General features: G+C 61.6%; 26 protein-coding genes and 2 tRNA genes. 13 read left to right on the top strand and 15 right to left on the bottom strand.

The genetic code is table 11. The features are described 5' to 3' along the window. Positions 1–34: 34 nt before the first annotated feature. The 6 genes from GGI48_RS08500 (at position 35) to recX (ending at position 3,843) form a co-directional block, all read left to right on the top strand. Complete coding sequence (locus tag GGI48_RS08500) at positions 35–598, top strand: glycoside hydrolase family 19 protein (RefSeq protein WP_060837806.1); 564 nt, start codon at positions 35–37, stop codon at positions 596–598. Between the two features lie 156 nt (positions 599–754). Then, on the top strand, positions 755–1,261 hold the full coding sequence (locus GGI48_RS08495; protein WP_179597846.1) for a hypothetical protein: 507 nt from the start codon (positions 755–757) through the stop codon (positions 1,259–1,261). Positions 1,262–1,332: 71 nt separating this feature from the next. Beyond that, positions 1,333–1,521, top strand: a complete 189-nt coding sequence (locus GGI48_RS08490; protein WP_085057493.1) for a Com family DNA-binding transcriptional regulator — start codon at positions 1,333–1,335, stop codon at positions 1,519–1,521. A 209-nt stretch (positions 1,522–1,730) separates the two neighbouring features. After that, positions 1,731–2,231 carry a CinA family protein gene (locus GGI48_RS08485; protein WP_016966073.1) on the top strand — a complete coding sequence of 167 codons (501 nt, stop codon included), beginning with the start codon at positions 1,731–1,733 and terminating at the stop codon, positions 2,229–2,231. A gap of 83 nt (positions 2,232–2,314) precedes the next feature. Next, positions 2,315–3,367: a recombinase RecA gene (gene recA / locus GGI48_RS08480; RefSeq protein WP_011059579.1), complete on the top strand. Its 1,053-nt coding sequence runs from the start codon at positions 2,315–2,317 to the stop codon at positions 3,365–3,367. A gap of 8 nt (positions 3,368–3,375) precedes the next feature. After that, positions 3,376–3,843 carry a recombination regulator RecX gene (recX, locus tag GGI48_RS08475; protein WP_016966072.1) on the top strand — a complete coding sequence of 156 codons (468 nt, stop codon included), beginning with the start codon at positions 3,376–3,378 and terminating at the stop codon, positions 3,841–3,843. 40 nt (positions 3,844–3,883) lie between these two features. Here the strand turns inward: recX and GGI48_RS08470 are convergent, their stop codons facing one another. Further along, positions 3,884–5,002 (bottom strand): TIGR00730 family Rossman fold protein, encoded by a 1,119-nt coding sequence (locus GGI48_RS08470; protein ID WP_016966071.1) that lies wholly within the window; start codon positions 5,000–5,002, stop codon positions 3,884–3,886. A gap of 441 nt (positions 5,003–5,443) precedes the next feature. Between GGI48_RS08470 and GGI48_RS08465 the strand changes: the two genes are divergently transcribed. Further along, positions 5,444–5,638 carry a hypothetical protein gene (locus GGI48_RS08465; RefSeq protein ID WP_016966070.1) on the top strand — a complete coding sequence of 65 codons (195 nt, stop codon included), beginning with the start codon at positions 5,444–5,446 and terminating at the stop codon, positions 5,636–5,638. On the opposite strand, the gene GGI48_RS08460 is transcribed toward GGI48_RS08465, so the two are convergent. Beyond that, positions 5,639–6,064: a quorum-sensing-regulated virulence factor family protein gene (locus GGI48_RS08460; RefSeq protein ID WP_016966069.1), complete on the bottom strand. Its 426-nt coding sequence runs from the start codon at positions 6,062–6,064 to the stop codon at positions 5,639–5,641. A gap of 191 nt (positions 6,065–6,255) precedes the next feature. On the opposite strand from GGI48_RS08460, the gene GGI48_RS08455 reads away from it, so the two are divergent. Further along, positions 6,256–6,966, top strand: coding sequence for a tRNA-uridine aminocarboxypropyltransferase (locus tag GGI48_RS08455; protein WP_103741516.1), 711 nt, complete (start codon positions 6,256–6,258; stop codon positions 6,964–6,966). Here GGI48_RS08455 and GGI48_RS08450 read toward each other — a convergent pair. Continuing rightward, positions 6,950–7,858: a DMT family transporter gene (locus GGI48_RS08450; protein ID WP_179597844.1), complete on the bottom strand. Its 909-nt coding sequence runs from the start codon at positions 7,856–7,858 to the stop codon at positions 6,950–6,952. The two genes, GGI48_RS08455 and GGI48_RS08450, sit on opposite strands and share 17 nt — an antisense overlap. 238 nt (positions 7,859–8,096) lie before the next feature. Between GGI48_RS08450 and erdR the strand changes: the two genes are divergently transcribed. Together erdR and GGI48_RS08440 are read left to right on the top strand one after the other, a co-directional pair. Then, on the top strand, positions 8,097–8,747 hold the full coding sequence (erdR, locus tag GGI48_RS08445) for a response regulator transcription factor ErdR (protein WP_016966065.1): 651 nt from the start codon (positions 8,097–8,099) through the stop codon (positions 8,745–8,747). A 69-nt stretch (positions 8,748–8,816) separates the two neighbouring features. After that, positions 8,817–9,185 (top strand): diacylglycerol kinase, encoded by a 369-nt coding sequence (locus GGI48_RS08440; protein WP_177431284.1) that lies wholly within the window; start codon positions 8,817–8,819, stop codon positions 9,183–9,185. Here the strand turns inward: GGI48_RS08440 and GGI48_RS08435 are convergent. Continuing rightward, positions 9,182–10,108 (bottom strand): LysR family transcriptional regulator, encoded by a 927-nt coding sequence (locus GGI48_RS08435; protein WP_016966063.1) that lies wholly within the window; start codon positions 10,106–10,108, stop codon positions 9,182–9,184. The two genes, GGI48_RS08440 and GGI48_RS08435, sit on opposite strands and share 4 nt — an antisense overlap. A 119-nt stretch (positions 10,109–10,227) precedes the next feature. On the opposite strand from GGI48_RS08435, the gene fpr reads away from it, so the two are divergent. After that, the gene (fpr, locus tag GGI48_RS08430) at positions 10,228–11,007 is read left to right on the top strand and encodes a ferredoxin-NADP reductase (protein ID WP_016966062.1); all 780 of its coding nucleotides are present in this window, start codon (positions 10,228–10,230) and stop codon (positions 11,005–11,007) included. Between the two features lie 122 nt (positions 11,008–11,129). On the opposite strand, the gene tsaA is transcribed toward fpr, so the two are convergent. From tsaA to rimO, 5 genes are all read right to left on the bottom strand, one after another. After that, positions 11,130–11,825 (bottom strand): tRNA (N6-threonylcarbamoyladenosine(37)-N6)-methyltransferase TrmO, encoded by a 696-nt coding sequence (gene tsaA / locus GGI48_RS08425; RefSeq protein ID WP_047302132.1) that lies wholly within the window; start codon positions 11,823–11,825, stop codon positions 11,130–11,132. A gap of 76 nt (positions 11,826–11,901) precedes the next feature. Next, entirely contained in the window at positions 11,902–12,363 is a 462-nt protein-coding gene (locus GGI48_RS08420) for a DUF1456 family protein (RefSeq protein ID WP_016966060.1), read from the bottom strand. Positions 12,364–12,429: 66 nt separating this feature from the next. Next, on the bottom strand, positions 12,430–13,140 hold the full coding sequence (locus tag GGI48_RS08415; protein WP_016966059.1) for an rRNA pseudouridine synthase: 711 nt from the start codon (positions 13,138–13,140) through the stop codon (positions 12,430–12,432). Positions 13,141–13,222: 82 nt separating this feature from the next. Beyond that, positions 13,223–13,696 (bottom strand): GNAT family N-acetyltransferase, encoded by a 474-nt coding sequence (locus GGI48_RS08410; protein ID WP_016966058.1) that lies wholly within the window; start codon positions 13,694–13,696, stop codon positions 13,223–13,225. A 97-nt stretch (positions 13,697–13,793) separates the two neighbouring features. Next, positions 13,794–15,131 (bottom strand): 30S ribosomal protein S12 methylthiotransferase RimO, encoded by a 1,338-nt coding sequence (gene rimO / locus GGI48_RS08405; RefSeq protein ID WP_047284184.1) that lies wholly within the window; start codon positions 15,129–15,131, stop codon positions 13,794–13,796. A 380-nt stretch (positions 15,132–15,511) separates the two neighbouring features. Here rimO and GGI48_RS08400 point away from each other — a divergent pair, with 380 nt between their 5' ends. Next, positions 15,512–17,353, top strand: coding sequence for a potassium transporter Kup (locus tag GGI48_RS08400; protein WP_409565398.1), 1,842 nt, complete (start codon positions 15,512–15,514; stop codon positions 17,351–17,353). Positions 17,354–17,504: 151 nt separating this feature from the next. On the opposite strand, the gene GGI48_RS08395 is transcribed toward GGI48_RS08400, so the two are convergent. The 5 genes from GGI48_RS08395 to GGI48_RS08375 form a co-directional block, all read right to left on the bottom strand. Further along, on the bottom strand, positions 17,505–17,780 hold the full coding sequence (locus GGI48_RS08395) for a DUF3077 domain-containing protein (protein ID WP_179597840.1): 276 nt from the start codon (positions 17,778–17,780) through the stop codon (positions 17,505–17,507). Positions 17,781–18,209: 429 nt separating this feature from the next. Continuing rightward, positions 18,210–19,508: a virulence factor family protein gene (locus GGI48_RS08390; RefSeq protein WP_103741509.1), complete on the bottom strand. Its 1,299-nt coding sequence runs from the start codon at positions 19,506–19,508 to the stop codon at positions 18,210–18,212. After that, positions 19,508–22,159, bottom strand: a complete 2,652-nt coding sequence (gene mprF, locus GGI48_RS08385) for a bifunctional lysylphosphatidylglycerol flippase/synthetase MprF (protein WP_047302148.1) — start codon at positions 22,157–22,159, stop codon at positions 19,508–19,510. Before mprF ends, GGI48_RS08390 begins: the two co-directional genes overlap by 1 nt. Before the next feature lie 277 nt (positions 22,160–22,436). Further along, positions 22,437–22,513: transfer RNA gene (locus tag GGI48_RS08380), tRNA-Met, on the bottom strand. A 195-nt stretch (positions 22,514–22,708) separates the two neighbouring features. Further along, positions 22,709–22,785 (bottom strand) — tRNA-Met (locus tag GGI48_RS08375). A 296-nt stretch (positions 22,786–23,081) separates the two neighbouring features. Here GGI48_RS08375 and dinB point away from each other — a divergent pair. After that, entirely contained in the window at positions 23,082–24,149 is a 1,068-nt protein-coding gene (dinB, locus tag GGI48_RS08370; protein WP_047302150.1) for a DNA polymerase IV, read from the top strand. Between the two features lie 65 nt (positions 24,150–24,214). On the opposite strand, the gene GGI48_RS08365 is transcribed toward dinB, so the two are convergent. Next, a complete protein-coding gene (locus GGI48_RS08365; protein WP_016965535.1) occupies positions 24,215–25,168 on the bottom strand; it encodes a hypothetical protein in 954 nt (317 codons plus the stop codon). Between the last annotated feature and the right edge of the window lie 16 nt (positions 25,169–25,184).

Here is a 25,184-nt window from a genome sequence, read left to right as displayed (position 1 = left end):
ATGGGGCGTTTTCTTTTCTGATTGAAGATTGTGTATGCCAATCACCGAACAACAACTGCAACAAATCATGCCTAACGCCCGCCGCCAAGCGGGCGTTTTTGTTTCTCCACTCAACACCGCCATGGCCCATCGGCAGATCGATACGCCGAAGCGTCAGGCGGCTTTTCTGGCTCAGATCGGTCACGAATCCGGGCAACTGCAATACGTGCGCGAGCTGGGCAGTGATCAATACCTGAGCAAGTACGACACCGGCACGCTCGCCGCACGCCTGGGCAACACCCCAGAAGCCGACGGCGATGGCCAGCGGTATCGCGGGCGTGGGCTGATCCAGATCACCGGGCGCAGCAACTATCGCCAGTGCAGCCTCGGGCTGTTTGGCGATGAGCGTCTGCTGGAGTTGCCGGAACTGCTGGAGCAGCCGCAATGGGCCGCCGAGTCGGCGGCCTGGTTCTGGGAGCGCGGCGGGCTCAATGCCCTGGCCGATCGCGATGAGTTCAACAGCATTACCCGCCGCATCAACGGCGGTTTGAACGGCTTGCAGGATCGTCTGCAACTCTGGGCCAGGGCGCGGGCGGTTTTGTGCCTGCCCGTGGTCTGAGTTCATGCGGAGGCGGGCAGCTTTTTTAGCCGCTGCCGTCGGCTGCGATTGGACCTGGAGGGAAGGTCCTGCGGACCTTTTCGCAGCCTGCGGCAGCGGCTACAGGGATTTTTGCAGGTCGCTTGATGCATTTCATATCGGTCAAGGGAGGGCGTGATGAATATCCGCAGTTGGCTGGCCATCGCGGTCGTGGCTGGGTTGCTCTATGCACTTGGCTTCGTCAGCGGTGCCGGTAGCGAACGCAGTAAGCAGCAGCGCCTGGACGAGGCACGACTGCAGCAATCCTTCGAGCAGGGTCAGGCGTTGGGCCGGGTCAAGGAGAAGGTGGTGGTCGAGTATGTCGATCGTGTCGTCAAGGTCTATCAGGCGGGCGCCACTATCACCAATGAGGTTCCGATCCATGTTTCGAAAGCGGCTGATAACGCCTGCGTTGTACCTGCTGGTTTTGTCCGGGTGCACGACGCCGGCGCCGCCAACCTGCCCGTGGCCGCAGGCCCCAGCGTCGCTGATGACGCCGCCTCGGGCCTTGCACTCTCTACCGTCGCCGCCAGCGTCGTCGACAACTACAGCCAATGCCACGCCAACGCCGAGCAATTGAGGGCGTTGCAGCAGTGGGTGCGGGAGTCTCAGGCGTTGTTGCAAGGTGCTCCGGCAATCCGCTGAGGGCCTTGAGGCTCACGTGAAAGTGGATCGTTGCCGGGGTTGCGGGCGGTTGAATTCAAATGGACTTGTCGATGTTAAAAGAATGCAGATGCGGGCAGTGCAAACGACTTCTCGCCCGTGTGGGCGAGTTTACCGAGCTCCAGATCAAATGTTCCCGCTGTGGAACCTTGAATCATGTGAAGGCCTCGAGCCTTGGGCCATCGCCTTTGAGCGACATGAAAACGGCACTTTCAGTGACCGACCATTCCATTCAAAGGTGAACAATATGAACGCAGTAACCATGGGCAAGCACGTCATTAGCAGCGTCAGCTTGGTGGCTGGCGCTGTTCCTGGTGCATTGATGGACTGTTCGCGGCCAGAACCTCTGAAGCCTTGTTCCAGAGCCGTTGGTTTTCCTGACGGCTTGTCACTTGCAAGCCTTCTTTCCTGGTGTACGGTAAGCACACGCCAGCCCCATCAGGAGAGGACTGTGAAAGAAATTACCCAGCTTGCCGCTGAACTCGGCCGGCGTCTGCAGGTTCTGAATGCCCATGTCACCACCGCGGAGTCCTGCACCGGCGGCGGGATTGCCGAGGCGATCACGCGGATTCCGGGCAGTTCTGCCTGGTTCGAGGCCGGTTATGTGACCTATTCCAACCGCCAGAAGACCCTGCAATTGAATGTACCGGCCGGGTTGTTTGACTCGGTTGGTGCGGTCAGTCGTGAAGTAGTCGAGGCGATGGTTCGCGGGGCGCAGGCCAAGAGCCATGCGCGTTTCGCCGTGGCGGTCAGTGGTATCGCCGGGCCGGATGGCGGTTCTGCACAGAAGCCTGTGGGGACCGTGTGGCTGGCCTGGGGTGCGGGAGAGACGCTGACCTGCGAGTGCCGGCACTTCCCCGGGAATCGCGATGAGGTCCGCCGACAAACGGTGAAGGCCGCGCTAGAGGGGCTGCTGCAACACGCCGCAGCAGAAATCGCAAATCAGGGGTAGGCGATCCTTGAGCGCTGTGGAATAATACTGGCTACTTATACAGGTGTTGGCCGTCAGGCCTTATTGATTACGTGAGGACTTTAATGGACGACAACAAGAAGAAAGCCTTGGCTGCGGCCCTGGGTCAGATCGAACGTCAATTCGGCAAGGGTGCCGTAATGCGTATGGGCGATCATGACCGTCAGGCGATCCCGGCCATTTCTACCGGCTCTCTGGGTCTGGACATCGCTCTGGGCATTGGCGGTCTGCCAAAAGGCCGTATCGTTGAAATCTACGGTCCTGAGTCGTCCGGTAAGACCACCCTGACCCTGTCGGTCATCGCCCAGGCGCAGAAAGCCGGTGCCACTTGTGCCTTCGTCGATGCCGAGCACGCGCTGGATCCGGAATACGCCGGCAAGCTGGGTGTGAACGTTGATGACCTGCTGGTTTCCCAGCCGGATACCGGTGAGCAGGCCCTGGAAATCACCGACATGCTGGTGCGTTCCAACGCGGTTGACGTGATCATCGTCGACTCCGTGGCCGCCCTGGTGCCCAAGGCTGAAATCGAAGGCGAAATGGGCGACATGCACGTGGGCCTGCAAGCCCGCCTGATGTCCCAGGCACTGCGTAAAATCACCGGTAACATCAAGAACGCCAACTGCCTGGTGATCTTCATCAACCAGATCCGCATGAAGATCGGTGTGATGTTCGGCAGCCCGGAAACCACCACCGGTGGTAACGCGCTGAAGTTCTACGCTTCGGTCCGTCTGGACATCCGCCGTACCGGCGCGGTGAAGGAAGGCGACGAAGTGGTGGGCAGCGAAACCCGAGTCAAGATCGTCAAGAACAAGGTGGCTCCGCCCTTCCGTCAGGCCGAGTTCCAGATTCTTTACGGCAAGGGCATCTACCTCAACGGCGAGATCATCGATCTGGGCGTGCTGCACGGTTTCCTGGAGAAGTCCGGTGCCTGGTACAGCTACCAGGGCAACAAGATCGGTCAGGGCAAGGCCAACTCGGCCAAGTTCCTGCAGGACAACCCGGAAATCGGCAACGCGCTTGAGAAGCAGATTCGCGAGAAGCTGCTGACGGCCTCGCCAGACGTCAAAGCCAATCCGGTCAAAGAGACCGAAGACGATATGGCCGACGCTGATATCTGATTGATCCAATGACCGCCGTACTCGATACCCTCGTCGCGGTGCGGCGAACCGCAATGGACCTGCTCGCGCGACGCGAGCACGGTCGAGTCGAGCTGACGCGTAAACTGCGTCAGCGCGGCGCCCCTCCTGAAATGATCGAAGCTGCCCTTGACCGTCTGACGGAAGAGGGGCTGCTGTCCGAATCCCGTTATCTCGAAAGCTTTGTTTCCTACCGTGCCCGCTCGGGTTACGGGCCGATGCGTATTCGCGAAGAGCTCAGTCAGCGCGGCTTGCAGCGAGGTGATATCGATCTTGCATTGCGTGAGTGCGGCATCGATTGGCAAGCGCAATTGCGCGACGTCTGGCAGCGCAAGTTTGCCGGGCAGTTTCCTGCGGATGCTCGGGAACGGGCCAAGCAAGGGCGCTTTCTGAGTTATCGCGGCTACTCCATGGACATGATCGGCCGCCTGTTGAGCGGCCGCGGGCAGGATGACTGAGGCTGCACCCGCTGCGTGATGCCGCGGGCGCTGCTGTTGATCAGTCGGCGTTGCTGGTTTCTCTTGCGTTTTGGTGGGCCTTGGGCGGCTGTCTGGCCCAGTGCTGCGGCAGGTTGATGAAGTCGATCAGTTCCCGCAGGCGGCCGTTATCACGAGCGTTGAAAGTGAACGACAGCCGTGTCAAATGGCTGAACTGCGCTTCGTCGTGCTCCTCTCCACGGTAGGCATGTTGCTGAAACCCGCCACTGAGGCACAGGTCGGAGAATTCCGTCTGCATCTGGGCCAGTGCCTGTTCATTGAGGTTGTGGTGCATGCGAATGACGAATTCCTGCTTCAGCCAGCGGCTGGAGTGGAAGTTGGCGTAGAACTGCTGGATTTCCTTAACGGCGTCTTCGGTGCTGTGCACCAGGCGTACTAGCTTCAGGTCGCTGGGCAGGATGTAGCGATTGGCTTCCAGCTGGTTGCGGATGAAGTCCAGGGCGCCTTGCCAGAATTGCCCGCCAGGTACGTCCAAGAGCACCACCGGCACCAAGGGGCTTTTGCCGGTCTGGATCAGGGTCAGGACTTCCAGTGCTTCATCCAGGGTGCCGAATCCGCCGGGGCAGAGCACCAGGGCATCGGCCTCCTTGACGAAGAACAGCTTGCGAGTGAAGAAGAAGTGGAATGACAGCAGGTTCTCCGTACCGCCGACAGTCGGGTTGGCATGTTGTTCGAAGGGCAGGGTGATGTTGAATCCCAGGCTGTGCTCCAGGCCCGCGCCATCATGGGCGGCGGCCATGATGCCGCCTCCGGCGCCGGTGATGACCATCAGGTCCGAGCGGGCCAGGGCAGCGCCCAGTTCCTTGGCCATGGCGTACAGCGGATGTTCGCTGGGGGTTCGCGCCGAGCCGAACACTGTCACCTTGCGCCGGCCCTTGAACTGTTCCAGGACTCTGAAGGCATGTTCCAGTTCACGCAGGGCTTGCAGGGTGATCTTGGCATTCCAGCGATTGAGGTCGTCCTCGGCCATGCGCAGGACAGTGAGAACCATGTCGCGATAAAGAGGGATGTTCGGGCTGTTGGGGGCAATCTGGTTGAGTTGCGCTTCGACCTGGCTCGTGAGGTCGGCGCCCTTGCTTTGAAAATGACGGGTTAACAGGTCATTCGATTGGTAAGGCATTCAGCTTCTCCTTCTGCACAGAACCTTGCGCACGCTCGAGGTATTCGAATGTGCCACGACACTGCCTGTGTCGCTGCCTGCTCAGCCCAGCGTGCGAGCAACGCTCCTGACCCGATGGCTGCTGACCGTCGCTGGGAGGCAATCGAAATATCCACAGAGGTTCTGCTTTCCTTTATTGAGAAAACAATGGCACTGCAAGACGCACCGGGACGGCCTCCTGAACCGTCCTCAAAGCATTGATGGAAACCTTCGGACATGACTTGATCATGTGCCCATAAAGTCTTGGCTGGCAATCGCTTCTTGATGGACTGACCGGCTTGTGCACCATTGGTCGGGCGCGGCGGCAGGGGGCTGTGTCCCTGATTTACTAAGTTACAGCGCTGGGGCCAGGAAGGGGCCGCGGGCGTTCATTCGTGCCAGCCAAGGGCAAGGAGGCAAGGGGTGACCACTGTTGTGCTGGAAATCGATCCGCGGTTGTACCAGCGGTTGCAAGCTGCGGCGGCGGCCCATGATGTGAGCCTTGAGGAAGAGTGCCGGCGGCGCCTGGCAGGTGAGGAGCCGCACTCGCGATACCTGCAGGCCCTGGTGGCGGAGTTGCGCGCCGATGATTTGCAGCGACGCGCGGCCCGCTCCTGATTACTTCTTCTTGGGAGTGTTCTGGGAGGGGCAGTCCGATTCCTGGAAGCGTGCCGAGGCCACCGGGCGATTGGTGCGGTTCTCGGTAAATTCGTAGCGCATGATTGCGCCTTTGGCCATCAGCTTGCGGTAGTTGGGGTTGCGGCAGACGCTGGCACCCAGTTGCAGGTAGACCGCCTTGGGATTGGCGCGCATCTGGGCGGCGTGGCCGGCCTGGACGCTGAGGTGGTTGATCAGCTCTTTGCCTTCAACGGTATAACCCTGATCGAGGATGTTTTCGTTGATTTCCCGGGGAGTGCCGACGTTGCTTTCCGCAGCGACCTTCTCCAGCATTTTGCTCAGTTCGAACTCTTGCAAAGACGCAGCCTGGACTCCCAGAGGCAAGGCCAGCAGAAGGGCGACGGTAGGAATGGTAAAGCGCAACATGAAACTCTCCTGGTGCAATGACTGAAGCTTCGACCAGTCACTCGACTGTGCGTTCAGTGGCGACGAATTATAGGGGGAGAGCCAGGAAGGCGGTACAGGTTTGAACAGATAGCTCTGATAAACTTGTCCGACTTTTTTCCGCTTTGAGTTTTTCACGTGTTGATTCCTGCCCTCTTCCGGTGTGGCCCGCAATGAGCCATGCGGTATCTCGCCTACGTGATCTACGTATGGCCCGTGCGGTCAAACCCTTTTTCGCCCGAGGCTCACGAGCCGAGCGCTGCCCGCGCTGCCGCGTGATTCCCAGTCATTGCCTATGCGCCTGGCGGCCAACGGTCAGCGCCCAATCGGCCATGTGCTTGGTGATGCACGATGTGGAACCGCTCAAGCCGAGCAATACCGGGTGGTTGATCGCCGATGTGATTGCCGACACCTGGGCGTTTCACTGGTCCCGTACCGAGGTCGATCCACAGTTGCTGGCCTTGCTGGCGGATCCGCAGTGGCAGCCGTATATCGTATTCCCCGGCGAGTTCGTGGCCCCCGAGCGGGTGGTCAGTGAGGTCCGGCGGCAAGAAGGCAAGCGCCCGCTGTTCATTCTGTTGGATGCCACCTGGAGCGAAGCGCGCAAGATGTTTCGCAAGAGCCCGTATCTTGAGCACCTGCCGGTTTTGAGCCTGTCGTCGGAGAAGCTCTCGCGCTACAAACTGCGCCGCTCCAAGCGCGACGACCACTTCTGTACCGCCGAGGTTGCCGCGTTGTGCCTGGAGCTGGCGGGGGATGAACAGGTTAGTCAGGTGCTGGATGCCTACCTTGATGTGTTCAGCACCCATTACCTGTCGGCGAAGTTCCAGAAGGCCATCGATCCCCTGGATGAAGTGCACTCCCGGCTCAAGCCCTTTGTGTAGTGGCGGTGCTGGTCTGGTTTTTTTGCGGCCATAGCTGGGCGACCAGCATGCCGCCGAGCATCAGGGCGCAGCCGAAATAGCCACGCATCTGCAGCGACTCATCCAGCAGCCAGGCCCCGGCGATGGCGGCGAACACGGCTTCGAGGGAGAGGATGATCGCGGCGTGGGAGGCAATCGCATCCTTTTGGGCGATCACCTGCAGGGTGTAACCGACGCCGACCGCAATCACACCGCCATAAAGAATGGCTGGACCGGCAGCGACAATCGCGCTCCAGTGAATCGGCTCCAGGCACAGCGCCAGGATCAGGCTCACCACTGAACAGGTGGCAAATTGCAGGAATGCCAGGCGAATCGGGTCGTGGCGGCTGGCGAATACACCTACCAGAATCACGTGCCCACCCCAGACAAAGGCACCGATCAATTGCAGCCAGTCGCCGGCGGCCACCTGAAAGCCGTCACCGACGCTCAACAGGAACATCCCCACCACGGCCAGCACCGCGCCGAGCCAGGTCCCCAGGCCGGTCTTGTGGCCAATCAGCAATCCCAGCAGCGGAACTACAATGACGTAGAGCCCAGTGATGAACCCCGCATTGGTGACGCTGGTAAACATCAGACCGACCTGCTGCAGGTTGATCCCCAGGGCAAGGGCCAGTCCCATGAGCATGCCGCCCAGCAACAGGCCGCGATTGAGCAGTGGTTCGGCAGGGCGATCGGTGGCCGTCCTGCGCAGGACCAGCGGTAGCAGGCAGAGTGAACCCAGAGCGAAGCGCAGTCCGGAATAAAGGAAGGGACCAATATGATCCATGCCGGAGGTTTGGGCGACAAACGCCGATCCCCAGATGACGGCGGTGATCAGCATCAGGACATCGGCACGCAAGGCTTGGCTTCGCATGAGGGCTCTCTTATTAGTTAGCCGGCTAAGATGCCGCAAAGCTTCACGCTTGACCACCCCGGCTGCGCTGGGCATGCTTGGCGCCGATTAGGGCGCCAGCGCTGTTTGAACCACCGTTTTGCTCAGGCTTTTCGCGGTGTTCGTGCTCTTTGGGTGTCGCACTCTGGCGAGCACTCGTGTTGCCTGGATGAGGGCTGAATGCATCAGTCCTGCCATGAAAAACAGGATCATTTGAAAAATGGCCACATACGAAATCCTGATTGCCGATGACCACCCGCTGTTTCGCAGTGCGCTGCATCAAGCCGTCACCCTGGGCCTGGGGCCTGATGTGCGTCTGGTGGAAGTGGCGAGCATCGCCGAACTGGAAACCCGCCTTACCGAAAAAGCCGACTGGGACCTGGTCCTGCTGGATCTGAACATGCCCGGCGCCTACGGCTTTTCCGGCCTGGTGCTGTTGCGCGGGCAATACCCGCAGATTCCGGTGGTGATGGTCTCGGCCCAGGAAGAAGCCTCCGTCATGGTCCGTTCCCGCGAGTTTGGGGCCAGCGGTTTCATTCCCAAGTCCAGTTCCCTGGAAGTCATTCAAGAGGCGGTGCGCAGTGTGCTGGACGGTGATGTCTGGTGGCCGCCGCAAGCGTTTGAAGAAGTCAGTGTTTCCGCGGAAGCCAAGGCCGCCAGCGAAGGCCTGGCCAGCCTGACGCCCCAGCAGTTCCGGGTCTTGACCATGGTCTGTGAAGGTTTGCTGAACAAGCAGATCGCCTATGAACTGAGTGTGTCGGAAGCGACGATCAAGGCTCACGTGACGGCAATTTTCCGCAAACTCGGGGTTCGCACCCGCACCCAGGCGGCTTTGCTCTTGCAACAACTTGAGTCAATTTCCAGCCATTAACCGGCCGTTGGTTCACGCTTTTTTGACTTTGGTTGAACTAGCTTCCCCACTCCTTTTTCTTCAGTTGCCCTGCTTATGTCGCCTTTCAAAGGTCAAACCGGTCTTAAACGCATCCTTAACGCCGCCGGCTATTCGTTCGATGGCTTGCGCGCCGCCTTCACCGGCGAGGCAGCCTTTCGTCAACTGGTGCTGCTCAACGTGATCCTGATTCCCTTGAGCTTTCTGCTCCATGTCAGCCGGGTCGAGCGCGCGCTGCTGATTGCCGTGTGCCTGCTGGCGCTGATTGTCGAGCTGCTCAATTCGGCTGTTGAGGCGGCGATCGATCGCATTTCCCTGGATCGCCACCCACTGTCCAAGAACGCCAAGGACATGGGCAGTGCCGCGCAGTTTGTCGCCTTGAGCATGATCACTATCGTCTGGGCGGTGATCCTGATCTAAGGAATGCTCGGCAGGACGATCTCGTCGCTGCGCTGTACCCCGGCGGTAAAGGCACGGCACAGTTCGAGAAATTCGCGCATGGCCGAGGTCTGGTACTTCTGCTTGTGCCAGATGAAGTAGAACTGCCGGGCCAGATCCAGGCCCGGCGTTTCCACCGGCACCAGGCTGCCGCGGCGAAACGCATCGCGCAGCGCCAGGCGGGAGATGCAGCCAATTCCCAATCCCGACTCCACCGCGCGCTTGATCGCCTCGGTGTGCTCCAGTTCCAGACGGATGTTCAGCGCGCTGCGATGATGACGCATGGCCTGGTCGAAGGTCAGGCGGGTGCCTGAGCCCTGTTCGCGGAGAATCCAGGCTTCGTGAGTCAACTCCTCCATGCTGGCGTGACCGCGTTTGGCCAGTGGATGCTGGGGCGCGCAGAACACCACCAGCTCATCCTCGACCCAGGTCTGTACCTCGATATCCGGGTGGCTGCAGTCGCCTTCGATTAGACCCAGATCAATTTCGTAGTGGGCCACCTGTTGCACGATATGCGCGGTGTTCTGCACATGGAGCTTCACCTGGCTCTCCGGGTGCACCTGCATGAAGCTGCCGATCAGCAGGGTGGCCAGGTAGTTGCCAATGGTCAGGGTTGCGCCCACCGACAGCGAGCCGAAGCCGGACTTGCCGTTGAGCAGGTCCTCGATCTCCTTGGCCTGGTCCAGCAGCGCCACCGCTTGTGGCAAGAGCTGTTTGCCCAGGGCGTTGAGGCTCAGGCGCTTGCCGGCACGGTCGAACAGCTGGCAACTGGATTGGCGTTCGAGTTCGGTGATTGAGGTGCTCGCCGCGGATTGCGATAGGGACAGCAGCCCCGCAGCACGAGAAACACTCTCTTGCTGGGCGACGGCGACGAAGACTTGCAGTTGACGGAGAGTAAATCGCATATCGATATAACCGATAACCCTTATCTTAATAATCCAGTTAACAGATATTGTCGCCGCCATTAGAATGCTGTGCAATTGCGCTCATGGTCAGCGCAGGCAATTTCTAGGAGCCCCCGTACATGAGCAACATGAACCACGAGCGTGTCCTCAGTGTTCATCACTGGAATGACACTCTGTTCAGCTTCAAGTGCACCCGCGACCCGGGTCTGCGCTTCGAGAACGGTCAGTTCGTGATGATCGGCCTGCAACAGCCCAATGGCCGTCCGCTTATGCGTGCCTACTCCATTGCCAGCCCGAACTGGGAAGAGCATCTCGAATTCTTCAGCATCAAGGTTCCAGACGGTCCGTTGACTTCCCAGTTGCAGCATCTGAAGGAAGGCGACGAGATCATCATCAGCAAGAAGCCTACCGGCACCCTGGTGCTGGATGACTTGAAGCCGGGCAAACACCTGTATCTGCTCAGCACCGGCACCGGCCTGGCGCCGTTTATGAGCGTGATCCAGGATCCGGAAACCTACGAGCGTTTCGAAAAAGTGATCCTGTGCCACGGCGTTCGCTACGTCAACGAAGTCGCCTACCGCGAGTTCATCACCGAGCATCTGCCACAGAACGAGTTCTTCGGCGAAGCACTGCGTGAGAAGTTGATCTACTACCCCACCGTCACCCGCGAGCCGTTCGAGAACGAAGGCCGTCTCACCGACCTGATGCGCAGCGGCAAGCTGTTCCGCGACATCGGTCTGCCACCGATCAACCCGCAGGACGACCGCGCCATGCTGTGCGGCAGCCCGAGCATGCTGGAAGAAACCAGCGAAGTGCTCAACAGCTTCGGCCTGACCGTTTCGCCGCGCATGCGCGAACCGGGCGACTACCTGATCGAACGCGCCTTCGTCGAAAAGTAGCAGCGAGCTTGCTCGCGAAGATCGCCCAAGCAGCGCATTGGTGCTGATTGGGCGCGATCTCCCGAATACAGAAAAGCCCGCGTTGCCTGGAAAGGCAACGCGGGCTTTTTCGTTTCCGCGGTTCAGCCCGCCGGGACCACTTCCAGCACCCGGATCAGCCCCGGCTCGGGGTAATGCCAGCGCACATCAAGGTCCCAGAACTGCGCGCCGTATTCCCGCTCGGCAGTAGGCACCTGATAGGCCGGACGCGGGTCCTGGGCCAGGCACTGTTCGATCAGTTCCACTAGGGGCTCCTGGAGCCGCTGAGCGTGGATCTGAGCCTGTTGCCGGGCATTGTCCTGCCACTGCACCGGAATAATCTGCGGTGCGGCGCTGGCGATCTCATTGCTCGCTGCGGGAATGATGTCGGCGTAAGGCACGTAGGGCTTGATATCGAGGATCGGCGTGCCGTCCAGCAGGTCGATGCCGGAGATCCATAGGCGATTGGCCTCGACCTTGTCCAGCTTCACCACCGACTGGCCGATGCCATTGGGGCGGTGGGTGGCGCGGGTGGCAAAGACCCCCATGGACTTGTTGCCCCCCAGGCGCGGCGGGCGCACCTTGAGCCGCGGCTTGTCTTCCAGGGCCTGGTGAAACAGGAACAGCAGCCAGACATGGCTGACCTGCTCCAGCCCTTGCACCGCATCGCCCTGATCGAAGGGCGCCACCAGTTCCAATACGCCGCGAGCGGCCGGCGCCAGTTGCGGCTGGCGCGGGATGGCGAACTTCTCCTTGAAGCAGGAGCGCACGAAGCCGATGGGGGAAACGCTGTAGGTCATTTGGCAAGCCTCAAGCTTTGAGCCACAAGCCGCAAGCTACAAGCGTTGAACGGGCAGCTTGAAGCTTGCAGCTGTCTTAAGCTCTAACCCGCAGGGTCAGGCCCTTGAGGAAGTTGCGCAGCAACTGGTCGCCGCAGGGGCGGTAGTTGGTGTGGCCGAACTTGCGAAACAGCGCGCTCAGCTCGGGCTTGGACACCGGGAAGTCGGCGGCCTTGAGCACCGCGTGCATGTCCTCTTCCTTGAGTTCGAAGGCCACCCGCAGCTTCTTCAGGATGATGTTGTTGGTCACCGGCAGTTCGATCGGCAGTGGCGGACGGCTTTCGTCCTTGCCGCGCTTGAAGATCACCAGGCCATCGAGGAAGTGCGCCATGACTTCGTCCGGGCAGTGCACGAAGCCTTCTTCCTCGTCCTTCTTCAGGTAGCTGACGATGTCGTTCAGGCTGACCTTGAAGCCGGTGAGCTTGATGATGTCCACGACCTTCTTGTCGCTGATGTCGAGCATGTAGCGCACGCTGCGCAGTACATCGTTATGAATCATGGTTACAGTCCTGATCAATGCGCGTGGAGCGCCGTGCCAGGGCACGGCGTCTGAATGGGGGCGGCTTTAGAACTTCTCTTTGGCCGACAGGTAGCGCCACTGGCCCAGCGGCACCTTGCCGATGGACACGCCGCCGATCCGGATGCGGCGAATGGCGACGACCTTGAGGCCGACGGCCTGGCAAAACAGCGCGATCACCCCCGGCTGCGGGTTCTTCAGAGCGAAGCGCAGGCGGTTTTCGTTCTGCCAGCTGGCTTTGACCGGCGGCAGCTCGCGACCCTTGTAGGTCAGGCCGTGGTTCAGGCGGTTGAGGCCGTGGTCGATCATCTCGCCTTCGACCTCGACCACGTATTCCTGCTCGATCTTGGCCGCGTCCGCGGTCAGCTTGCGCAGCACCTTCCAGTCCTGGGTGAACACCAGCAGGCCGCTGGCGTTGGGCTGCAGGTCTTCACTGGCGGTCAGGCGCAGGAAGTGCCCGCGCAGCGGACGTTTGCCGTAGCGGTGCTCGTCCGACAGGCTGTCGGCGCTGATGGATTGCAGGGCGCTGTCCAGGTCCTGGCCAGCGGGTACGTTGAGCAGGATGGTCACCGGCTCCGGTGCGGTGGCCTTGGCCTCGGGGTCGAGCACGACGGTTTGCGCGCCGACCTTGAACTGCGGTTCGTCGATGACTTCGCCGTCTACGGTGACCCAGCCGCCCTCGATGAACAGCTCAGCCTCCCGGCGGGAGCAGCCGACCAGTTCGATGAGGCGTTTGGAGAGACGAATCGGGTCAGTCATGTCAGGGGCCGTATCAAAAGAGGGCGGCTATTGTACCTGCCTGGCGCCGGTTAATCGCGGGTCCATTTGCCGGCTGTGGCTTTTAGCCGCGCAAGGCCTGTCGCTGCGGCTGTTTCAGGCGCATGTGCAGCAGCGGGTAGGGCTGGCCCAGGCCGTCCTGTTCCGAGCGGCCGACCACTTCGAACCCCTGCTTGAAGTAGAAACCCAAGGCCTGGGGATTCTGTTCGTTGACGTCCAACTGATAGGCGTTCAAGTGCTCCACCGCGTAGTGCAGCAATTGTCGGCCCAGGCCCTGGCCACGATGGGCCGGGTCGATGAACAGCATCTCGATCTTGCCCGCCGCCACGCCAGCAAAACCGGTGATGCGCTGGCGCTGATCCCGGGTACAGATCAACATCACCGCGTCCAGGTAGCGGGTCAGCACCAGGTTCCTCAGCTGCTCTATATAGCTGTCCGGAAGAAAGTCGTGGGTGGCGCGCACCGAGGCTTCCCAGACGCGCACCAGTTCCGGGTAGTCGCTGAGTTTGGGGGTGTGGATGACCGAGTGGTGGCGCATGCGGTGTGCCCCTGAGGTGATTGGCAAGGGCTAACGATAGACCGAAAAAAGCCCCGCATCTCGTGACGAGAGCGGGGCTTGGCAGTTTTTTTACGCCTTACAGGGTTTCGGCCCAGAGGTCGTATTCGTCGGCGTCGGTGACCCGGCACCAAACCTTGTCGCCCGGCTTCAGGTCGCCCGCGCCGTCGATGAACACATTGCCGTCGATCTCCGGGGCATCGAAGAAGCAGCGGCCCACGGCGCCATTCTCATCCACTTCGTCGATCAGCACTTCGATCTCTTTGCCGATGCGCTGTTGCAGGCGCGCCGAGCTGATTTCCTGCTGGTGCGCCATGAAGCGCTCCCAACGGTCCTGCTTGACCTCGTCCGGGACCACTTCCAGGTCCAGGTCGTTGGCCGGAGCGCCTTCCACCGGCGAGTACTGGAAGCAACCAACACGGTCCAGCTGGGCTTCAGTCAGCCAGTTGAGCAGGTACTGGAAGTCTTCCTCGGTTTCGCCGGGGAAGCCGACGATAAAGGTCGAACGGATGATCAGCTCCGGGCAGATCTCGCGCCAGGCCTTGATCCGCGCCAGGGTCTTGTCTTCGAAGGCCGGACGCTTCATGGCCTTGAGCACTTTCGGGCTGGCGTGCTGGAACGGGATGTCCAGGTACGGCAGGATCTTGCCGGCGGCCATCAGCGGAATCAGCTCGTCCACGTGCGGGTACGGGTACACGTAGTGCAGACGTACCCAGACCCCCAGGGTGCTCAGGGCTTCGCAGAGCTCGGTCATGCGGGTCTTCACCGGCGCGCCGTTCCAGAAGCCGGTGCGGTACTTGACGTCGACGCCGTAGGCGCTGGTGTCCTGGGAGATCACCAGCAGTTCCTTGACCCCGGACTTGACCAGGCGCTGGGCCTCGTCGAGCACATCGCCCACCGGGCGGCTGACCAGCTTGCCGCGCATCGACGGGATGATGCAGAAGCTGCAGCTGTGGTTGCAGCCTTCGGAAATCTTCAGGTAGGCGTAGTGGCGCGGGGTCAGCTTGATGCCTTGCGGCGGCACCAGGTCGATCAGCGGGTTGTGGTCCTGTTTCGGCGGCACCACTTCGTGCACGGCATTGACCACCTGCTCGTACTGCTGCGGACCGGTCACGGCCAGCACGCTGGGGTGCACGTCACGGATATTGCCTTCTTCGACGCCCATGCAGCCGGTGACGATGACCTTGCCGTTTTCCTTGATGGCTTCGCCGATCACTTCCAGGGATTCGGCCTTGGCCGAGTCGATGAAACCGCAGGTGTTGACCACCACGACATCGGCGTCCTGGTAGGTGGACACCACGTCATAGCCTTCCATGCGCAGTTGAGTGAGGATGCGCTCGGAGTCGACCAGAGCTTTTGGGCAACCCAGGGATACGAAGCCGACTTTCGGGTTGGCCGGCGCGGAGGGGGTGGACATGTCTAACCTCGGTATTGGGTGTCGAGCCACTTGGGGGGCAAGTGCGACAGTTGGGCGCTGGCTGCGCCTCTGATCAAAAAGTGCGCAATTCTAGCGATGGTCGACGCGCTTGACCAGCTTTATGCAGGGGAAATACGACGAGCGCTGGACTATGCTTCCTCGCGTTATGCCCGGTGGTTTTCATGCGGCGTAAGTTAGGCACTCAGTGGTAATAAAAATCTGCAAGTGACCTGTAAAACTGCACAAGTTTAGAGAATAGGCCTTGTATAACCTTACGCTTTCTATATAAGAAGCCCCGGTCTTGGTAGTAGGAGTCATTGATGGGTCAGGCAAATGGTCAGGCGGTGAGTGGCGAGCACTCCGGGGCTAAGCCTCTGGGGATGCTGGTGGCGGCGGTCGGGGTGGTGTACGGCGATATTGGCACCAGCCCGCTCTATACCCTCAAAGAGGTGTTTTCCGGCAGTTATGGCGTTCAGGTCAACCACGATGGGGTGTTTGGCATCCTGGCGCTGATTTTCTGGTCGTTGATCTGGGTCGTTTCGATCAAGTACGTGCTGTTCATCCTGCGCGCCGACAACCAGGGCGAGGGCGGCATCATGGCCCTGACGGCACTGGCCCGGCGTGCGGCCGGCTCCTATCCACGCCTGCGTTCGGTGCTGGTGATTCTCGGCTTGATCGGCGCCGCCTTGTTCTACGGCGACAGCATGATCACCCCGGCGATCTCGGTATTGTCGGCGGTGGAAGGGCTGGAACTGGCGTTCAGCGGCCTGGAGCACTGGGTGGTGCCCATGGCGCTGGTGGTGCTGGTGGCGCTGTTTCTGATCCAGAAACACGGCACCGACCGCATCGGCAAGCTGTTTGGCCCGGTGATGGTGGCCTGGTTCCTGGTGCTGGGCGGCTTGGGGGTCAACGGCATTCTCCAGCATCCGGAAGTGCTGCAGGCACTGAACCCGGTGTGGGGCGTGCGCTTCTTCATCGTCCATCCCGGCATGGGCGTGGCCATTCTCGGCGCCGTGGTGCTGGCGCTGACTGGCGCTGAGGCCCTGTACGCCGACATGGGCCACTTTGGTCGCAAGCCGATTGCCCGGGCCTGGTTCGCCCTGGTGCTGCCGGCCCTGGTGCTGAACTACTTCGGCCAGGGCGCGTTGCTGCTGGAGAACCCCGACGCAGCGCGCAACCCGTTCTACCTGCTGGCGCCGGGCTGGGCCCTGATTCCGCTGGTGGTGCTGGCGACCCTGGCCACGGTGATCGCCTCCCAGGCGGTGATTTCCGGGGCCTTCTCCCTGACCCGTCAGGCGATCCAACTGGGCTACATCCCGCGCATGTACATTCAGCACACCTCCAGTGCCGAGCAGGGGCAGATCTACATCGGCGCGGTCAACTGGTCGCTGATGGTGGGCGTGATCCTGCTGGTGCTCGGTTTCGAGTCCTCCGGCGCCCTGGCCTCGGCCTACGGCGTGGCGGTGACCGGGACCATGCTGATCACCAGCATCCTGGTGTCGGCGGTGATGCTGCTGCTGTGGAAATGGCCGCCGGTGCTGACCGTGCCGATTTTGGTGGGCTTCCTGCTGGTGGACGGGCTGTTCTTCGCCGCCAACGTGCCGAAGATCGTCCAGGGCGGTGCCTTCCCGGTACTGGCGGGGATCGTGCTGTTCATCCTCATGACCACCTGGAAACGCGGCAAGGAGCTGCTGGTGGACCGCCTGGACGAAGGCGGGCTGCCGCTGCCGATCTTCATCGGCAGCATCCGCGTGCAGCCGCCGCATCGGGTCCAGGGCACCGCAGTGTTCCTCACCGCGCGTCCGGACGCCGTGCCCCACGCCTTGCTGCACAACCTGCTGCACAACCAGGTGCTGCATGAGCAAGTGGTGCTGTTGACCGTGGTCTACGAGGACATTCCCCGGGTCCCTGCGCAGCGGCGTTTCGAGGTGGATTCCTACGGCGAAGGCTTCTTCCGGGTGATCCTGCATTTTGGTTTCACCGACGAGCCGGACGTACCGGAAGCCCTCAAGCTGTGCCACCTGGATGAACTGGACTTCAGCCCGATGCGCACCACCTACTTCCTCAGCCGCGAGACGGTGATCGCCTCCAAGCTCGAAGGCATGGCCCGCTGGCGCGAGGCGCTGTTCGCCTTCATGTTGAAGAACGCCAACGGCAACCTGCGCTTCTTCAAACTGCCGGTGAACCGGGTGATCGAACTGGGCACCCAGGTCGAGATATAAACCCGAGCCCCTAAAAGCCCCCGTTGCCTGCCGGCAGCGGGGGCTTTTTCGTTTCACGGACCCTGTAGGAGCGAGCTTGCTCGCGATAACGGCCCGACAGCCAACATCAATGCCGATAACAGAACGCTTTCGCGAGACCGCCCCTCGCGCGTTACGCGGCGAGCGCCTGCACCACATCGTCCACCACCGCCTTGCCCATGGCGGTCAGGTAGTGCGCGGCCCAGGCGTGACGGTCGCTGTCCTTGCTGTAGGCGGCGTCCTCGGCGAAGGCCTTGGCCAGGGACAGCAGATCGGAGGCTTGGGCCAGGGCGTCGCCGATGGGCAGGCCGGGGCAGACCTGGAACAGCGGGCGTTCCGAGCAGTAAAGGAAAGTGCTTAAGCCGACTGTTTTAAGATTTGAAAGTTGAGGCGGGTTTGTATTGTTCATGGTTCAACTCCAAGGTTTGAGGAGCTACCACGTTCGTTTCCAAGCGAATGGGTGGCAGCTATGCGCAGGTTGGAAAACCGGAAACCAAGGAAACCGGCAGACCCGAAGGTCTCCCACGCACAGCCGCCATAACAGATGGATTGCAGGCGCAAAATTTATCTGCAATCAAGCGGGGCGCTAGTTGCCAAGGTTCTTCGGGTTTCCAAGCCCGGTCACTGAATGCTCAGCGACTCCCGGAGCCTAGCCCGTCGAAGCCAAGGCCAACAAGGCAGCAAAGTGCCCAAAACGCACCCCTTACGCAACTCTCGGAGTTTGCCTACAAGCTGCGCGGTAGTCATCCGCAATTAAGCCGTCTTCAACGGGGCAGCTGATGTAAAAAAGCCCCCGCAGCTTCAAGGCTGCGGGGGCTTTTATGGAGCGAGGCTCAGCTCATTCTTGAGCAGTAGCCTGATCCTTGACCTGACGCTTCTCGATGGCATCCACCAGGCGCTTGGCCAGTGCCGGGTAGTTCTCATCGAAGTGATGGCCCCCTGGCAGCTTCATGGCTTCACCCACGGCGGTCTTGTCGGTACAACCGCTTTCGTCGACCTCTTCCACGCCATAGATGCACACCACCTTGGCCGCAGGCAGCTTGGCCATTTCCGGGCCGGTGGCGGCTTCCTTGCCGGCGTTGCCCAGCCAGCCTTCGACTTCGATCTCGAAGCTGCCGGTGCGGGCGAAGGCCAGCAGGATAATGGCGTCGATGCGCTGTTGCTCGGCTTCCGGCAGGCGGTTGTAGATGGCCGGCAGCACGTCGGCGCCGAAGGAGTAGCCGGTCAGCACGAAGCGTTTGGTGCCCCACTTCTGCCGGTAGTGCTGCATCAGCTCGGTGAGGTCGATGGCGCTCTGTTCCGGGGTCTTGTGCTGCCAGTAGTAGCGCAGGGTGTCGATGCCCACCACCGGGTAGCCGATCTTGGCCATCTCGCCGGCCACGTCGCGGTCCAGGTCGCGCCAGCCGCCGTCGCCGGAGAGGAACAGGGTCACGGTGTCCTTGGCCTGGCCGGCCGGGACTTCCACCACGGGGATGCTCAGGCCGCCGTTTTCCGAACCCACCAGCAGCTTGCGCAGCTCGTTGTTCAGCACCTGGGGCAGGTGGATGTCGTAGTCGCTGATGCTGGTGGTGGCGTTGGGGGTGTCACGCACGAAGCCGGCGCTTTCGTCATCCGGGTTGTCGTTCCAGGCCACCAGCCAGTGGCCGTGGGCCAGGGTCTTGGGCAGTGGATCGGTGCAGCCGGGGGCCGGGTTGATGGTGAAGCCTACCGACACCGCCTGGGCCTTGTCGTCGTTCTGGGTCGCGATCCAGCGCCAGGCCAGGGCCGCGCCCGGGCCGATGCCGCTGACCAGGGTGGCCGGGCCACTGAGCTGGGGCAGGGCGTCTTGCAGGGCTTGTTCCTGCAGCTTGCAGTCGTCCTTGGGCAGGACCACCTGGACAATCTGCGCCGCGCCGCTGCGGCTCAGGGCCAGCAGTTGCTTGTCGGTCAGGGTGGCGTCAGGCAGCACCGCCACCACCACCCGGGCCTTGGCCTTGGTGCCCGGGGTCACACGGGTCAGGGTCGAGCCGTCGGCCTGGGTCAGTTGTTCCAGGGTCGGTTCAGGGGCGGGGCGGTTCCACCACCAGTAGCCGCCACCCGCCATCACAGCCAGCACCACCAGTGTGGCCAGCAGATACCGCCAAGAGCGTTGAATCATCAGCGTTTCACCAATCCAGTCAGGCCGCCTGCGATCAGGGCGGCGGTGTCGGCCAGTGCTACCAGCGGGTCAAGCCCGGCCGGCACAGCCATGTAACGGGGTTCCCAGTCGGGCTGGAACTTGTCTTTGAAGCGGCGCAAACCTTGGAAGTTATACAGTTGCTCGCCACGGCGGAAGACCATCGAGCCCAGACGCTGGGTCAACGGCGCGCCACGCCGGGGTTGCAGGCCGGACAGCGGCACCATGCCCAGGCTGAAACGGGCGTATCCATGATTTTTATAATGCTGGATCAGGCCGACCATCATGAATTCCATGGTCAGCTTCGGCGCGTCCGGGTGCGCGCGCATCAGGTCGAGGCTGGCCAGGTCGTGGCTGTAGGTTTCGAGCAGGTTGGCGAAGGCCACCGGGCGTCCTTCGAAACGAATGATGGCGATGCGGAAGTACTTGAGGTAGTCGTCGCTGAAGCGGCCCAGGGAGAAGCCTTTCTCGCGGACGTTCTTGCCGGTCAGCCAGGCGTCGGAGATGACCTTCAGCTCGTCCATCGGCGCTTGCCCGGGTTCGTGGATCTCCAGCGACAGGCCGTCGCGGGTGCCGCGGTTCCAGGTGTAGCGCAGGTCTTTCATCTCCTTGCCCTTGGCTTCGAGATCAAAGCGCTTGAGATCGACCCGGGCTTCTTCGCCGAGTTTGATCGCGGTCAGGCCGATGTCCATGTAGTAGGGCAGGTTTTCCGCCCGGACCTGGTAGAACACCGGGCGCGCATGGTGCACGTCGCACAGGTCGCGGAACTGCCAGATCATTTCCGCGCGCTGCTGGGTCGGGCCGATGGGGTCGTACAGCGCCACCAGGCTGCGGCCGCGACGGGCGTACATCAGGAAGGCGTCGTCGTTGGGGTGGAACAGCAGCGCCTTGTCGCCGGTCAGGGCCAGGCCACCGTCGGGCTGGGACGAGGCCATGAGGATCTGCGCCGCCTTGTCCAGCTCCTCGCGGGTGGGCAGGTGGATCACCGGGCGCGCGGTGCGCAGCAGCCAGGTCAGGGACACCACCAGCAGCAGCACCGCGGCGCCCAGCAGCGAGCGCAGGCCACGAGGGGCGTCGGCGTCGAGGGTGAACTGCCACCACAGTTGATGGCTGTAAGGAACGTCCTGATAGGCGAACAGCAGCAGCCAGATGGAGGCGCCGAGCACGCAGACACTGGCCACCAGGTACAGCGGCGAGAAGGGCAGTTCAGTCAGGCGGCTGGGACGATAGAACGAGCGCCGGAACACCGCCAGCAGACTGGCGGTGAGGGTCATCAGGCAGGCTTCTTCCCAGTCGAACCCCTTGAGCAACGAAAGCACGGCGCCCACCAGCAATAGAATGGTGGTGAGCATCCAGGCCGCCGACAGGCGCCGACGCAGGCCCTGGGCCAGCAGCAGGCAGAGCACGCCGATCAGGCTGGCGCCGAAGTGCGAAGCGTCCACCAGGCGATGGGGAATGAGAAAGCCGATGTGTTGCAGGCGGGTATCGATTTCCGGGGTGGCGCCGGAGAACAGCAGGACCACGCCGGACAGGAACACCAGCACCGCCAGAATTGGCGCTGCCAGGCCGGACGCTACCCGCAGCGATTGCCGGGTCTGGAACAGGCGCTGGGCTTCGTTGATCAGCAGCAGGATGCAGGCCGCCAGCATTGGCAGCACCACGTAGATCAGGCGGTACAGCAGTAGCGCGGCGGCCAGCGGCGCGGCACCGAGCTTGTCGGCGAAGGCCGCCAGCAGGATCGCTTCGAACACCCCGACGCCACCTGGCACGTGGCTGAGCACGCCCGCGGCCAGGGCCAGCAGGTAGACCAGCAGGAAGGCGCCGAAGGGCGGTGCTTCCGGCAGCAGCAGGTAGAGCACGGTGGCGGCTGCGGCGACGTCCAGGGCGGTGATGATCAGTTGCAGGAAGGTCAGGCGGCGTCCTGGCAGGCGCAGGGTGCGGCGTCCGACCCGGACCAGCAGGTTATCGCGCAGGGGCTGCTCCGGCAGGCGTCGGCGATAGATGCCGACAGCCAGTACCGCGCCCAGCAGCAGGATGGCCAGGGCGATACCGGCCAACAGGCTCTCGGGCAGGCGCAGGGCCGCCGACGCGGCCGGCAGGTTGCTCAGGGTGGCCAGGGCCGCCAGCGGTGGCAAGGCGCAGCCCAGGGAGAGGCTGGCGAACAGGGTCATGTGGGCGACATCGGAGGCCCCCAGCCCGTGGCGCGCGTACAGGCGATAACGCACCGAGCCGCCGGACAGCAGCGACAGGCCGATGGCGTTGCCGATGGCGAAGGCGGTGAAGCCGCCCAGGGCCAGGGTGCGACCGGGCAGGCTGACGCCGGCATAGCGGCTGGCGGACCACTCGTAGCCCAGCAGAATGATAAAGCCGACGATGGTCGCGCCCAGGGCGCCGAGCAGGGCCGGCTTGGGCACCTCGAGGATCGAGTCGTGCAGCGCGTAGAAGTCCAGTTCGCTGAGCAAATGACGGCAAGCGATCAGGGCAATGGCGAACAGCAACAGGGTAACGGCCAGGCCCAGTGGCTGGCGGTATTTGCTCAACAGGTCCAGCCAGCGCAAGCGAGTGGCTGTCACAGGTTGAGTGGCGGTAGCGGTGGTATCGCTGTCTTGTGAATCAGACATGTTGGCGCGCATCAATCACCTCGTGGATTGTGCGCGACAGGATGGGGGTATCCAGCCAAGTTACCAATCCCTGTAGGAAAAATAGTTTCAGATATTAACGCGTCTCACCGTGGCCCGGCGACCCTGGGCGCTTGCCGCCGGGTGGTTGCTCGAGACAGAGCATAGCTCGCATCTTGAAGGGTCGAAGCACCGCTTACGGTTCGCAACACTTTCTCAGGCCATTGTTGCGAAAGGACTTTTTCAACAGATACAAAAAAGGCCACTCTTTCGAGCAGCCTTTTTTGATGTTTGGTTGCGGGAGCCGGATTTGAACCGACGACCTTCGGGTTATGAGCCCGACGAGCTACCAGACTGCTCCATCCCGCGTCTGTGTGGCGGCATTCTACAGACGATCGAGTGAGTGTCAACCGTTAATGGTCCAAGAGGTCAAATTAACGTCGAAATACCCGTTGGCCGGCTTAAGTCATGGACAGGCAAGGAGTTTTGCAGGGGGGGAAGGGTCGAGCAGAAAACTCACGCGCACAAAAAAGGCCACTTTTTCAAGTGGCCTTCTTCGATGTTTGGTTGCGGGAGCCGGATTTGAACCGACGACCTTCGGGTTATGAGCCCGACGAGCTACCAGGCTGCTCCATCCCGCGTCTGATAGTGCCGAATTCTACAGAACGGTCAGATTCTGTCAACCATTAAATTTTGAAAACTGCTTCCGGTTCAATCGCTTAGCGTCCTGCGGCGGGCTTTTAAGGTGGCTTGGGGCTAGATAGAACGGGGCTTGCAGCTCTATTGGAGGTTTTGCGGCCATTGCGCAAATAAATTGCGCCGGAGGCTGTGTGAAGGAGTGCGAAGATGCAAGGTACTGGTGCTATATACAGGTGTCGGTAGATACTTGCGTCCTGCCTTCATTGCGACGTTCGCCTTCCATGATCTCTGCCTTTATATGATGCAGCGCAAAATCATCCACATTGACTGTGATTGCTTCTACGCCGCCATCGAAATGCGCGATGACCCGCAGCTGGCCGGCAAGCCGCTGGCCGTGGGCGGCTCCGCGGATCGACGGGGGGTGATTGCCACCTGCAACTATGAGGCGCGGGCCTATGGCGTGCGCTCGGCCATGTCGTCGCGGCACGCGTTGACCCTGTGCCCGGACCTGGTGATCGTCAAACCGCGCATGGATGCCTATCGCGAGGCGTCGAAAGAGATTCATACGATCTTTCGTGATTACACCGACCTGATCGAGCCCTTGTCCCTGGACGAGGCCTACCTGGACGTTTCCGACAGCCCGAACTTCGCCGGCAGTGCCACGCGCATCGCCCAGGACATTCGTCGGCGGGTTTCCAATCAGCTGCATATCACGGTCTCGGCCGGGGTCGCGCCCAACAAGTTTCTGGCCAAGATCGCCAGCGACTGGAAAAAGCCCAACGGCCTGTTCGTGATCACTCCGGATCGGGTGGAGGATTTTGTCTCCGAATTGCCGGTGAGCAAGTTGCATGGGGTGGGCAAGGTCACGGCGGACAAACTGGGTCGCCTGGGGATTGTCGACTGCCTGCAGTTGCGCGACTGGAGCAAGCTGGCGCTGGTGCGCGAATTCGGCAGTTTCGGCGAGCGCCTGTGGAGTCTGGCCAGGGGGATCGACGAGCGGCCGGTGCAGAATGACAGTCGGCGCCAGTCCATCAGCGTGGAAAACACCTATGACGTGGATCTGCCGGATCTGGACAGCTGCCTGCAGAAGCTACCGGAGTTGATGGAGACGCTGGCCGGGCGCATGACCCGGATCGACGCCAGCTACCGCCCGGGCAAGCCGTTCGTCAAAGTGAAGTTCCATGACTTTACCCAGACCACCCTGGAGCAGGCGGGGGCGGGGCGGGATCTGGAGAGTTATCGGCAGTTGCTGACCCAGGCCTTCAAGCGCGGTGGCAAGCCGGTGCGTTTGCTGGGCATTGGGGTGCGTTTGCAGGATCTGCGTGGCGCTCATGAGCAGCTGGAGCTGTTCCGAGGCATGTTGTAGGGGCCGGCGGTTGCGATCCATCTGCTGCATCGCTTTCGCCGACAAGCCGGCTCCTACAGGGGGTGTCAGTTGTTGCCGGGGTCGGCGACCAGGCGGCCGGCGTTCTTGGTCAGGGACTTGAGAAACTCGCTCTGCAGTTCCGGATCGTTGCGGGTCAGCTCGATCAGGCTTTGCTCCAGTTCGCTGGCTTCTTCTTCCAGGCCCAGTTCCGACAGGCGCTTGACTCGGTGCACCCATTGGCTCACTTCGTCATCTTCCAGGTCGTCGTAGATCAGTGCATGAGCTTCCACCAGCTTGCCGCGCAGGCTGCTGCTCAGGCTCAGGGAGGAGTCGGAATGCACTTCGTCCTGGGCGTCTTCGACACTGATCTGCAATTTGCCGATGTGGTTCAGGTCCTGTTCGGAGAACGGCGCGTCCAGCAGGTTCAAGCGCAGCACGCCATTGCGATCGGTGCTCATGTCGTAGGTCTGCTTGCCGGCCTTGACCTGTACCGGGCGTTCGCTCCAGGGCAGGCTCGAATACTCCAGGCGTTTGTCACGCTGGACTTCATCGATGGCCGCCAGGTTCTGCTGGGCACGACCGTGGGACGGCATGTTCATGAACGGGTTGAGCCCGGACACGCCGTAGCTGACCCAGTCCTTGGTGACACTGTCGGGCAGGTTGCCCAGAGCGAACACGTTGACCACATTGGCACCGACGCCGGCCACCAGGGCTACCGCGCCCAGCGGGATCTCGTAGATTTCCCGCCAGGGTTGATAGGGCGTATAGCGATCGTAGCGGCGAGTGACCTCGAATTCGGTGACTTCGAAGGTCTTCTGCTCGTGGATGCGTACCCGGCGTTGCGGCAGCTCAAGCACCTTTGGCTCACCGACATCGATCTGCAGGCTGTGGTCGAGCAATTTGCGCTCGATCCGTTCCTCGTGCTCGCTGCGTTGCGACATCTGATTGGCGCAGCCGCTGACCAGCAGGGCGCCGCACAAGGCGGCGCCCCCGAGGCTTAAGGTATTTCGCTTGAACATGACTTCTCTATCTGGT

It is taken from the genome of Pseudomonas protegens, from assembly GCF_013407925.2.
GTDB classification, from domain to species: domain Bacteria; phylum Pseudomonadota; class Gammaproteobacteria; order Pseudomonadales; family Pseudomonadaceae; genus Aquipseudomonas; species Aquipseudomonas fluorescens_AP.
This window is presented reverse-complemented; position numbering and strand designations above follow the sequence as displayed.

What these genes read in the sequence shown, in the direction of transcription:
- GGI48_RS08500 (WP_060837806.1), top strand. Translation starts at nt 35, where the DNA reads ATGCCAATCACCGAACAACAACTGCAACAAATCATGCCTAACGCCCGC.
- GGI48_RS08495 (WP_179597846.1), top strand. Translation starts at nt 755, where the DNA reads ATGAATATCCGCAGTTGGCTGGCCATCGCGGTCGTGGCTGGGTTGCTC.
- GGI48_RS08490 (WP_085057493.1), top strand. Translation starts at nt 1,333, where the DNA reads ATGTTAAAAGAATGCAGATGCGGGCAGTGCAAACGACTTCTCGCCCGT.
- recA (WP_011059579.1), top strand. Translation starts at nt 2,315, where the DNA reads ATGGACGACAACAAGAAGAAAGCCTTGGCTGCGGCCCTGGGTCAGATC.
- recX (WP_016966072.1), top strand. Translation starts at nt 3,376, where the DNA reads ATGACCGCCGTACTCGATACCCTCGTCGCGGTGCGGCGAACCGCAATG.
- GGI48_RS08470 (WP_016966071.1), bottom strand. Translation starts at nt 5,002, where the DNA reads ATGCCTTACCAATCGAATGACCTGTTAACCCGTCATTTTCAAAGCAAG.
- GGI48_RS08460 (WP_016966069.1), bottom strand. Translation starts at nt 6,064, where the DNA reads ATGTTGCGCTTTACCATTCCTACCGTCGCCCTTCTGCTGGCCTTGCCT.
- GGI48_RS08455 (WP_103741516.1), top strand. Translation starts at nt 6,256, where the DNA reads ATGAGCCATGCGGTATCTCGCCTACGTGATCTACGTATGGCCCGTGCG.
- GGI48_RS08450 (WP_179597844.1), bottom strand. Translation starts at nt 7,858, where the DNA reads ATGCGAAGCCAAGCCTTGCGTGCCGATGTCCTGATGCTGATCACCGCC.
- erdR (WP_016966065.1), top strand. Translation starts at nt 8,097, where the DNA reads ATGGCCACATACGAAATCCTGATTGCCGATGACCACCCGCTGTTTCGC.
- GGI48_RS08435 (WP_016966063.1), bottom strand. Translation starts at nt 10,108, where the DNA reads ATGCGATTTACTCTCCGTCAACTGCAAGTCTTCGTCGCCGTCGCCCAG.
- fpr (WP_016966062.1), top strand. Translation starts at nt 10,228, where the DNA reads ATGAGCAACATGAACCACGAGCGTGTCCTCAGTGTTCATCACTGGAAT.
- tsaA (WP_047302132.1), bottom strand. Translation starts at nt 11,825, where the DNA reads ATGACCTACAGCGTTTCCCCCATCGGCTTCGTGCGCTCCTGCTTCAAG.
- GGI48_RS08420 (WP_016966060.1), bottom strand. Translation starts at nt 12,363, where the DNA reads ATGATTCATAACGATGTACTGCGCAGCGTGCGCTACATGCTCGACATC.
- GGI48_RS08415 (WP_016966059.1), bottom strand. Translation starts at nt 13,140, where the DNA reads ATGACTGACCCGATTCGTCTCTCCAAACGCCTCATCGAACTGGTCGGC.
- GGI48_RS08410 (WP_016966058.1), bottom strand. Translation starts at nt 13,696, where the DNA reads ATGCGCCACCACTCGGTCATCCACACCCCCAAACTCAGCGACTACCCG.
- rimO (WP_047284184.1), bottom strand. Translation starts at nt 15,131, where the DNA reads ATGTCCACCCCCTCCGCGCCGGCCAACCCGAAAGTCGGCTTCGTATCC.
- GGI48_RS08400 (WP_409565398.1), top strand. Translation starts at nt 15,512, where the DNA reads ATGCTGGTGGCGGCGGTCGGGGTGGTGTACGGCGATATTGGCACCAGC.
- GGI48_RS08395 (WP_179597840.1), bottom strand. Translation starts at nt 17,780, where the DNA reads ATGAACAATACAAACCCGCCTCAACTTTCAAATCTTAAAACAGTCGGC.
- GGI48_RS08390 (WP_103741509.1), bottom strand. Translation starts at nt 19,508, where the DNA reads ATGATTCAACGCTCTTGGCGGTATCTGCTGGCCACACTGGTGGTGCTG.
- mprF (WP_047302148.1), bottom strand. Translation starts at nt 22,159, where the DNA reads ATGCGCGCCAACATGTCTGATTCACAAGACAGCGATACCACCGCTACC.
- dinB (WP_047302150.1), top strand. Translation starts at nt 23,082, where the DNA reads ATGATGCAGCGCAAAATCATCCACATTGACTGTGATTGCTTCTACGCC.
- GGI48_RS08365 (WP_016965535.1), bottom strand. Translation starts at nt 25,168, where the DNA reads ATGTTCAAGCGAAATACCTTAAGCCTCGGGGGCGCCGCCTTGTGCGGC.